At 49.1% G+C, this 8,944-nt stretch carries 8 protein-coding genes and 5 tRNA genes; 7 read left to right on the forward strand and 6 right to left on the reverse strand.

The window, feature by feature from the left end:
• Nucleotides 1–42: 42 nt before the first annotated feature.
• Entirely contained in the window at nt 43–375 is a 333-nt protein-coding gene (gene ypeC / locus CJP72_RS20995) for a DUF2502 domain-containing protein YpeC (protein WP_162383254.1), read from the forward strand.
• 72 nt (nt 376–447) lie between these two features.
• Here ypeC and CJP72_RS21000 read toward each other — a convergent pair whose 3' ends face one another.
• Nucleotides 448–1,686 carry an Nramp family divalent metal transporter gene (locus CJP72_RS21000; protein ID WP_162383255.1) on the reverse strand — a complete coding sequence of 413 codons (1,239 nt, stop codon included), beginning with the start codon at nt 1,684–1,686 and terminating at the stop codon, nt 448–450.
• Complete coding sequence (locus CJP72_RS26400; protein WP_446714984.1) at nt 1,667–1,756, reverse strand: hypothetical protein; 90 nt, start codon at nt 1,754–1,756, stop codon at nt 1,667–1,669. Before CJP72_RS26400 ends, CJP72_RS21000 begins: the two co-directional genes overlap by 20 nt.
• Before the next feature lie 273 nt (nt 1,757–2,029).
• Here CJP72_RS26400 and nupC point away from each other — a divergent pair, with 273 nt between their 5' ends.
• Nucleotides 2,030–3,217: a nucleoside permease NupC gene (gene nupC / locus CJP72_RS21005; RefSeq protein ID WP_162383256.1), complete on the forward strand. Its 1,188-nt coding sequence runs from the start codon at nt 2,030–2,032 to the stop codon at nt 3,215–3,217.
• A 43-nt stretch (nt 3,218–3,260) separates the two neighbouring features.
• On the opposite strand, the gene CJP72_RS21010 is transcribed toward nupC, so the two are convergent.
• The 3 genes from CJP72_RS21010 to CJP72_RS21020 all read right to left on the reverse strand — a co-directional run bounded on the left by CJP72_RS21010 (nt 3,261) and on the right by CJP72_RS21020 (nt 5,855).
• Nucleotides 3,261–5,459, reverse strand: coding sequence for a sensor domain-containing phosphodiesterase (locus CJP72_RS21010; RefSeq protein ID WP_162383257.1), 2,199 nt, complete (start codon nt 5,457–5,459; stop codon nt 3,261–3,263).
• 206 nt (nt 5,460–5,665) lie between these two features.
• Nucleotides 5,666–5,741: transfer RNA gene (locus tag CJP72_RS21015), tRNA-Ala, on the reverse strand.
• A gap of 38 nt (nt 5,742–5,779) precedes the next feature.
• A tRNA-Ala gene (locus CJP72_RS21020) sits at nt 5,780–5,855 on the reverse strand.
• A 220-nt stretch (nt 5,856–6,075) separates the two neighbouring features.
• Here CJP72_RS21020 and CJP72_RS21025 point away from each other — a divergent pair.
• Together CJP72_RS21025 and CJP72_RS21030 are read left to right on the forward strand one after the other, a co-directional pair.
• Complete coding sequence (locus CJP72_RS21025; RefSeq protein WP_162383258.1) at nt 6,076–6,438, forward strand: YfeC-like transcriptional regulator; 363 nt, start codon at nt 6,076–6,078, stop codon at nt 6,436–6,438.
• 1 nt (nt 6,439) lies between these two features.
• Nucleotides 6,440–6,832 (forward strand): MerR family transcriptional regulator, encoded by a 393-nt coding sequence (locus tag CJP72_RS21030; RefSeq protein WP_162383259.1) that lies wholly within the window; start codon nt 6,440–6,442, stop codon nt 6,830–6,832.
• A gap of 56 nt (nt 6,833–6,888) precedes the next feature.
• Here CJP72_RS21030 and gltX read toward each other — a convergent pair whose 3' ends face one another.
• On the reverse strand, nt 6,889–8,304 hold the full coding sequence (gltX, locus tag CJP72_RS21035; protein WP_162383260.1) for a glutamate--tRNA ligase: 1,416 nt from the start codon (nt 8,302–8,304) through the stop codon (nt 6,889–6,891).
• Between the two features lie 258 nt (nt 8,305–8,562).
• Here gltX and CJP72_RS21040 point away from each other — a divergent pair.
• From CJP72_RS21040 to CJP72_RS21050, 3 genes are all read left to right on the forward strand, one after another.
• Nucleotides 8,563–8,638: transfer RNA gene (locus tag CJP72_RS21040), tRNA-Val, on the forward strand.
• Between the two features lie 44 nt (nt 8,639–8,682).
• Nucleotides 8,683–8,758: transfer RNA gene (locus CJP72_RS21045), tRNA-Val, on the forward strand.
• Nucleotides 8,759–8,803: 45 nt separating this feature from the next.
• Nucleotides 8,804–8,879, forward strand: a tRNA-Val gene (locus tag CJP72_RS21050).
• Nucleotides 8,880–8,944: the final 65 nt, after the last annotated feature.

Raw genomic sequence — 8,944 nt, forward strand, 5'->3', positions numbered from 1 at the left:
TTAACAGGCCGGTTACGGCTTCGATCGTGAAGGAGAGAAAGTATGTTCAGGTCACTGATTCTGGCGGCAGCCTTACTGGCTTTTACACCGCTGGCCGCTAACGCTGGCGAAATCACCCTGTTGCCATCAATAAAATTACAAATTGGCGATCGCGACAATTACGGTAACTACTGGGACGGCGGATACTGGCGTGACCGCGATTATTGGCACCATCACTATGAATGGCGCGAGAATCGCTGGCGGCGACATGATAATGGTTATCACCGTGGTTGGGATAAGCGCAAAGCTTACGAACGCGGATACCGTGAAGGCTGGAACGATCGCGACGATCATCGTGGTCATGGCCACGGTCACGGTAAAAAACATCACCATTAAAAAAGAGCCTTCGGGCTCTTTTTTATTGCACTCTGTTTATGTCCGACCGTTTTCTGGTAGCGCCGGGTATTGTTACAATCCCAGCGCCGTACCGACCAGCAGCCAGATATTTAGCGCGACAACCAGTATGACAATTAGCCATCCCAGATATTTTACCCATGAGGTGTTAACCAAATCGCCCATCAGGGAACGGTCGCTGGTGAAGATCAGTAAAGGTACCAGCGCCAGCGCAATACCAAAGCTGAGCAATACCTGACTCATCACCAGAATACGTGTCGGGTCAAGCCCCATCAGAATCACAATAAACGACGGCAGCATCGTGACCGTACGGCGCACCCAAAGCGGAATATGAAAGCGAATAAACCCCTGCATCACGACCTGTCCTGCCAAGGTTCCCACCACGGTGGAGGAGAGCCCTGCCGCCACGAGGCTCAAGCCAAACACAGTGGCGGCGGCATGGCTAAGCAGCGGTTTCAGTGTTAAATAGGCTTGATCAAGGTCGGCAACACCGGAGTGACCACTAAAGTGGAACGCCGCAGCGGCAGTCGCCATCATCGCCAGGTTCACAAACCCCGCGATAGTCATCGCGATAGCCACATCCCATTTGGTTGCCGAATAGCGCTGCTGGCGCGAACCGCCGTGCAAATGTTGGGTTAAAGAGGAGTGCAGATAAATAACGTGCGGCATGATCGTCGCCCCCAGAACCCCGGCCGCCAGGAAGACAGCTTCAGAGTTGGGTAAACTCGGGATAATCACGCCTTTACTCAGTTGCGCCAGATTCGGCTGGGAGAAAATCAACTCCACAATATAAGCTGCCGCCACAAAGAGCAGTAATCCGCCAATCACTTTCTCGAGCGGTTTCTGCCCACGGCGTTGTAGCATCAGAATCAAAAACGTGGCAATACCGGTCAGTACCGCTCCCTGCAATAACGAGATGCCAAGAATGAGTTTAAAGCCGATGGCCGCGCCGATAAATTCCGCCAAATCGGTCGCCATAGCGATAATTTCGGCCTGAACCCAATAGAACCAAACCACAGGACGCGGGTAGTGGTCACGAATCTGTTCAGCGAGATTTTTACTGGTCGCAATACCCAGTTTGGCCGACAGAATCTGGATCAACATCGCCATCAGGTTGGCCCAGATGACCACCCACAGCAATTGATACCCAAAGCTGGCGCCGGCCTGAATATTGGTCGCAAAGTTACCGGGGTCGATATATCCGATAGCCGCGATGAATGCAGGTCCCATTAATGCGAGCCTCAACTTGCGCGCTGCCCGTCCACTGCTACTCTCAACGCGATCGTTTGTCATCTTTTGCCTCAGAAACATAGCCTTTGCTATGTTTCATGTTATGTTTGTTGAGAATGCTTATCAAGTGCATTAAAGCGGGTAAAATTGATTTCTCTGATAGCCTTGAGCGATAGATCGTTGAGGTATTGGGATAGGGTTGTATATTGTTTAATAATTGTTATTAGATTAGCACAATGACATAACTTTTCACTTCCATACGCAGCATAACGGAAGTGTATCGCAGATCACTAATTTTGAATCTCGTCACAGGTCCTTATTATAGTGTGTGTTTGATCTCGTTTTCTTTGGTGTTGTTACATAGAATGTGCACGGAAATTAAACCTGCCTCATATTTGGAGCAAATATGGACCGCGTCCTTCATTTTGTCCTGGCCCTTACTGTCGTTGCCGTACTCGCGCTGCTGGTAAGCCATGACCGGAAAAAAATTCGTATTCGTTACGTTATTCAGTTACTCGTCATTGAAGTCTTACTGGCGTGGTTCTTCCTGAACTCGAACGTCGGTCTGGGCTTTGTAAAAGGCTTCTCCGAGATGTTTGAAAAACTGCTCGGGTTCGCCAATGAAGGGACAAACTTCGTCTTCGGCAACATGAACGATAAAGGTCTGGCGTTCTTCTTCCTGAAAGTCCTTTGCCCTATCGTCTTTATTTCTGCGCTGATCGGTATTCTCCAGCATATTCGCGTGTTGCCGATCGTTATCCGTGCTATCGGTTTCCTGCTGTCCAAAGTCAATGGCATGGGCAAACTGGAATCCTTTAACGCCGTAAGCTCCCTGATTTTGGGCCAGTCCGAGAACTTTATTGCCTATAAAGACATTCTTGGCAAAATGTCGCGCAATCGCATGTACACCATGGCCGCCACGGCGATGTCCACGGTTTCTATGTCTATCGTCGGCGCTTACATGACCATGCTGGACCCGAAATATGTGGTTGCAGCGTTGGTTCTGAACATGTTCAGCACCTTTATCGTGCTGTCTTTGATCAACCCGTACCGCGTAGAAGCCAGCGAAGAAGATATTCAGATGTCCAACCTGCACGAAGGCCAAAGCTTCTTCGAAATGCTGGGTGAATACATTCTGGCTGGTTTTAAAGTAGCGATTATCGTTGCCGCCATGCTGATTGGTTTCATCGCCCTGATTGCTGCACTGAACGCACTGTTTGCTGCCGTACTGGGCATCTCCTTCCAGGGCATTCTGGGTTACATCTTCTATCCGATTGCCTGGGTAATGGGTGTTCCGGCGAACGAAGCGCTGCAGGTGGGCAGTATTATGGCGACCAAACTGGTGTCTAACGAGTTTGTTGCGATGATGGATCTGCAGAAAATCGCCTCTACGCTTTCTCCGCGTGCTGAAGGTATTCTGTCGGTCTTCCTCGTTTCCTTCGCTAACTTCTCTTCAATCGGTATCATTGCAGGCGCAATCAAAGGCCTGAATGAAGAGCAAGGCAACGTGGTTTCCCGCTTTGGTCTGAAACTGGTGTATGGCTCCACGCTGGTCAGCGTACTGTCTGCGTCTATCGCTGCACTGGTTCTGTAATGTAAGATGACATTGAAAACCGGGGAGCATCTCCCCGGTTTTTTTATGCCTGCAATTCTGTTAGCGGACGAGGTCGACCAATCAGGTAACCCTGCAGATGCTCCACGCCAAGACTTAATAAAAGCGCTTTCTGTTCCGGGGTTTCGACAAATTCAGCCACTACGCTCAGAGACTTTGCTTTTGCCATGTCGGTGATGGATTTGACGATCATGGCATCCAGAGAATCCGTCACAATATCTTTCACGAAGATACCATCGATCTTGATAATGTCGGCTTTCAGGCGTTTCAGACGTTCATAATTGGCATACCCGGTCCCAAAATCATCAATGGCTATCCTGAAACCGAATTTACGCAGATGTTCAATGTTCTGCACGCTGCTCCCTGAGTTAGAAAAAGCCTGTTCTTCCGTAATCTCAATAATCACACTTTCCGGCGCTATCTGATAACGTTTGAACAGACGAATAATGAGCAGCGAGATCTCTTGTTGCATCAGCGTCAGCGGCATCAAATTCACGGAAAAACGTGCCCCTTTCTGTTGTGAAGGATGCGCAGAGAGCCATTTCAGCAACGCCTCTACCACCTGCAAGTCAAAGCGCGCACTAAGGTTAAACTGGGTAATTAAGGGGATAAACTGGTCAGGCATCATCAGGCCGTCATCACTTCTTAGCCGCGCCAGAATTTCATAGTATCCCTTCCCTTGCGCGTCACAAATCGGCTGGGCATACAAAACCAAATCGTCACTTTCCAGGGCGTTACGTATTTTTTGCAGCAAAAATACCCGCTCAGTCGTCTGCCCGGAAGCCGCCTCAAGGCTATTCGTCAGCGCCAGAATCTGCTGATGCGTGCAGGATTGTTCCGCCAACCAGCTCAGTTGCCCGAGCATAGGTTGCAATGTCTCTTGCTGACCATCGAACGTCCCCCAGGACGCGCCATACTCCATATCCAGCCCGGTATTATTCCAGTGAATTTTTCGACTGTTGAGAAGGTTAACCATATGCTGCAATCTGGCTTCTGTCTCTGGCCCTGACAGCACTAACAACAGCTCGCTCCCCGGGAGTTGAAATACGCTCTCTTTTTCCATCAGCAAAGGTTGTAAGGTGCGAAATACCGATTTCTTGCAATGAACGCGCATCAGCATGCCGTAATGGCGGCTCAGAAACTCCAGATTCTCCATGCGCAGGCAACACACACTTTGCCCGGATTCTTTACCCAGAAATTTCTCCAGCGCCCGAAGATTGGGGAATTGGGTGAGCGGATCTGTCAGTGCCTGCAACTGCCAGCGACGATTAAGCCATTCTCCACGCTGGTACATCCGCGCCATGTAAAGCATACAAATACTGAATGAAATCAGTACAGAGAGAATAAAAGCCAGTGAATAGGCTGATACGACGCCCTGCAGGAAATTTTCGTTGTACGTCAGTAATGCAAGCGCTGAAACAGCCCAACTGAGATTCAAAAATGGATAGCTGAACTTACCGATTCCCAGCGTAAAAACGATGAAGAACACCGGAACAAGGTAACCTGCAACATAGTCAGCATTATACGGCGTACACATCACCCCTAACATCGCCGACAGTACGACGAGCCACCCCATGAAAAAGAGTCGATTCTTTTTGCGAATCCGGGATACGACTTCCCTGCGCCAAAATACGCGCGCATAACGCGGATTCACCACCATGCGTATGGGATAGTAGAAAAACAAAGTGAAAATCATCGCGGCAGAAATCAAACTTAAAACGTCAACTATCGTGTATATAGCCGTCGCAGTGCCAAAAAAAGTTGAGATCTCTACCGGGAAGTCCAGATAACGCCCTGCCAGGTGCATCATGACTTTGATCCCAACGGGAGCAATAACCCCTAGCCAGAACACCCTCACCCAGATATTTCTGTCAGGGATTCGATAACGCCAACGAGAGCCGATTTGCCAACGCACCAACGCGCACATCCCTAAGACAAAGAAGAGCTGGCAAAATAAAAGAACCATTGCTTGTGCAAACGGCAGGTGGAAGTTCCACTGATTGGTTACCATCATGCCAAAAATGACGGGTGCAATACCGTGTCTGCCAAAGAGAAAAAGTACGGAATAAATCACACACAGCGGCAACCAGGCTAAGTAAATAGAGCTGGAATCCACAACGGCTAACGGGGAAATCAAGCGGGAAAATTGTATCGCAATAACGGTAAGCGCTAAAGCCAGAGAAAATTTTCTTATGTTTTTTAAAACGTTACTATTCACTAGCATTAAATCAATGCTCTCATAAATCGAAAAAGTAGACGCATAAATGATAAGTTTATTCGCGACACGAAGCAACCTGATACCCGCTTAACGCCAGGCTTTGCGAGCGATGGCATCACGTAGAGGGAGACGATAAAAGGTGAAATTGTATGAAATAGAAGGGAAAAACGCAGATATAAAAAACCCCCGCTTTTCAGCGAGGGTGAGAATTTTGGTGGAGCTAAGCGGGATCGAACCGCTGACCTCTTGCATGCCATGCAAGCGCTCTCCCAGCTGAGCTATAGCCCCACGATGCCATTACGTACCAAATCCCTTGGGATAGAATTTGGTGGAGCTAAGCGGGATCGAACCGCAGACCTCCTGCGTGCAAAGCAGGCGCTCTCCCAGCTGAGCTATAGCCCCATTACGTAAAGCTTGTCGAGTTGACGGGCGGCATCATATGAATTCCCTTCGCATGTGTCAACGGCAAAATTACCCTACGGAACTCAATCGCTGAAAAAGCATGCAAATGAAGAACATTGCGTAACAACTCGCATTCAGTAGTTAATCCCGTCACGGTTTCTACTAAAATGGTGCTATAAAATGAACCACTAATTAACCCCACATCTATTCAGGGAATCTTATGTTCAAGGAACGGATGACGCCAGAAGAACTCGCGAATCTGACCGGTTACAGCCGACAGACCATCAATAAATGGGTACGCAAGGAAGGTTGGGCGACATCACCAAAACCCGGAGTTCAGGGAGGAAAGGCTCGTCTGGTTCATGTCAATGAACAGGTACGTGAATATATCCGTAGTGCAGAACGCCCAACTGAAAGTATGACGGAACCATTTCCGTTATCTGGCGACTCCTCACTTGAGACTCTGCTCATCACGCTTGCCAAGGAGATGACGCCTTCGGAACAGAAGAACTTTACGTCATTACTCTTGCGGGAAGGAATTACCGGTTTGTTACAACGCTTAGGGATTCGCGATAGCAAATAATATGAAAAGATTACGCAGCAAAATGACCACGGAAGAGCTGGCAGAGTGCCTGAACGTGGCCAAACAAACTGTTAACCGTTGGATCAGAGAACAAAACTGGAAAACAGAAAAATTTCCCGGTGTTAAAGGTGGTAGGGCAAGACTCATTCATATAGATGCCAGTGTACGGGAATTTATCCTCAATATTCCTGCCTTTCGCAAAACTCCTGCGTTTTATCAACTGGAAGAACCCCTCGCGGAATACGAGCATTTTACTCACAGTCATGCATATCGACAGATTGTTGATGCGCTGGACAACATGTCCTCAACAGAACAAGAAAAACTGGCACAGTTACTGTCACGTGAAGGTATTCGCGGCTTTCTCGCTCGCCTGAATATTGATGAATCTCAGTAACATCCCATAAAAAACGGCAGGATACGCTCCTGCCGTTTTTTATTTACCCGCCAGTCTTACTGCTGATTTTCACGCTCAGCAATAAACGCCAGTGCTTTGTTAATACGTTCGATACTACGGGATTTCCCGATAGCATGAACGGTCACGTCCAGACCCGGAGACTGACCTGCGCCAGTGACGGCAACACGCAGCGGCATCCCTACTTTACCCATACCGACTTCCAGCTCGTCGGCAGTCGCCTGAATCGCGTGGTGAACATTTTCCGCAGTCCAGGTATCAATCGCGGCAAGTTTGTCACGCACCACTTCCAGCGGCTGACGCGCAACCGGACGTAAATGTTTTTTCGCTGCATCAGCATCAAACTCAGCGAAATCTTCGTAGAAGTAACGGCAGCTTTGCGCCATCTCTTTAAGGGTCTTACAACGCTCACCCAGCAATTTCACCAGTTCAGCCAGTTGTGGGCCAACGCGGGTGTCGATGTTTTCCTGCTCAATGTGCCATTGCAGGTGAGTCGCCACATATTCCGGTGCCAGAGCGTTAATGTAGTGATGGTTCAGCCATTGCAATTTTTCAGTATTGAACGCGCTGGCAGATTTGCTCACCGCCCCCAGAGAAAAGAGTTTGATCATCTCTTCGCGGGTAAAAATTTCCTGGTCACCGCTGGACCAGCCCAGACGAACCAGATAGTTCAGCAACGCTTCCGGCAGATAACCGTCATCACGGTACTGCATAACGCTGACTGCGCCATGACGTTTGGACAGTTTTTTACCGTCATCACCGTTGATCATCGACACATGTGCATAAACCGGCACTGGCGCATTCAGCGCTTTCAGAATGTTGATCTGGCGCGGGGTGTTGTTGATATGGTCTTCACCACGGATAACGTGGGTAATCTCCATATCCCAGTCATCGACAACCACACAGAAGTTGTAGGTCGGAGAGCCGTCAGTGCGGCGAATAATGAGATCGTCCAGCTCCTGGTTGCTAAATTCGATCGGGCCACGGATCTGATCGTCAAAAATAACGGAACCATCCTGCGGGTTAGCAAAACGGACCACGCACGGTTCATCTTCCGCATGATGTTCATGACCATGACGGCAGCGGCCGTCATAACGTGGCTTCTCGCCCTTCGCCATCTGTTCTTCACGCAACGCTTCCAGACGCTCTTTAGAGCAGTAGCATTTATATGCGGTCCCTGCTTCGAGCATTTCATCAATCACCGCGTTATAGCGATCAAAGCGTTTCGTCTGATAGTAAGGGCCCTCGTCCCATTCCAGGCTCAGCCAGTTCATGCCATCCATAATGGCTTCAATAGCTTCCGGCGTGGAACGTTCGAGATCGGTGTCTTCAATACGCAGCACAAACTCACCGCCGTGATTACGTGCAAAAAGCCAGGAATAAAGAGCAGTACGCGCACCGCCGACGTGCAGATATCCTGTCGGGCTTGGCGCGAAGCGAGTTTTAATTTTCATGAAATGGCCTTACGTTTATAAAGATGCCGACAACCGGCAAATCCTGGAAAAATCAGTAGGCGGGTATTCTATCACTGTGGCTTGATTCCTCAATGTTGATCCGGTTGGAACATCACGCTTTGCCATTTTTGTTTATAAATCATGCGATGCGGGCCATTTTGCGATCGTTTTGTCTAATTTTACGACGAACGAACAATTTCTTTAGAAAATGCGTTGACTCATTTTCAACTCTCCCTATAATGCGACTCCACACAGCGGGGGTGATTAGCTCAGCTGGGAGAGCACCTCCCTTACAAGGAGGGGGTCGGCGGTTCGATCCCGTCATCACCCACCAACTACTTTATGTAGTCTCCGCCGTGTAGCAAGAAATTGAGAAGTGGGTGATTAGCTCAGCTGGGAGAGCACCTCCCTTACAAGGAGGGGGTCGGCGGTTCGATCCCGTCATCACCCACCACTTTCTCGCCAGCTGGATTTCTTGCAAAATATGAAGTACCGAAGTGGGTGATTAGCTCAGCTGGGAGAGCACCTCCCTTACAAGGAGGGGGTCGGCGGTTCGATCCCGTCATCACCCACCACTTCGGGTCGTTAGCTCAGTTGGTAGAGCAGTTGACTTTTAATCAATTGGTCGCAGGTTCGAATC

It is taken from the genome of Citrobacter sp. NCU1, assembly GCF_010231475.1.
Classification (GTDB): domain Bacteria; phylum Pseudomonadota; class Gammaproteobacteria; order Enterobacterales; family Enterobacteriaceae; genus Citrobacter_D.

What these genes read in the sequence shown, in the direction of transcription:
- CJP72_RS21010 (WP_162383257.1), bottom strand. Translation starts at nt 5,459, where the DNA reads ATGCTAGTGAATAGTAACGTTTTAAAAAACATAAGAAAATTTTCTCTG.
- CJP72_RS21025 (WP_162383258.1), top strand. Translation starts at nt 6,076, where the DNA reads ATGTTCAAGGAACGGATGACGCCAGAAGAACTCGCGAATCTGACCGGT.
- CJP72_RS26400 (WP_446714984.1), bottom strand. Translation starts at nt 1,756, where the DNA reads ATGCACTTGATAAGCATTCTCAACAAACATAACATGAAACATAGCAAA.
- CJP72_RS21030 (WP_162383259.1), top strand. Translation starts at nt 6,440, where the DNA reads ATGAAAAGATTACGCAGCAAAATGACCACGGAAGAGCTGGCAGAGTGC.
- nupC (WP_162383256.1), top strand. Translation starts at nt 2,030, where the DNA reads ATGGACCGCGTCCTTCATTTTGTCCTGGCCCTTACTGTCGTTGCCGTA.
- CJP72_RS21000 (WP_162383255.1), bottom strand. Translation starts at nt 1,686, where the DNA reads ATGACAAACGATCGCGTTGAGAGTAGCAGTGGACGGGCAGCGCGCAAG.
- gltX (WP_162383260.1), bottom strand. Translation starts at nt 8,304, where the DNA reads ATGAAAATTAAAACTCGCTTCGCGCCAAGCCCGACAGGATATCTGCAC.
- ypeC (WP_162383254.1), top strand. Translation starts at nt 43, where the DNA reads ATGTTCAGGTCACTGATTCTGGCGGCAGCCTTACTGGCTTTTACACCG.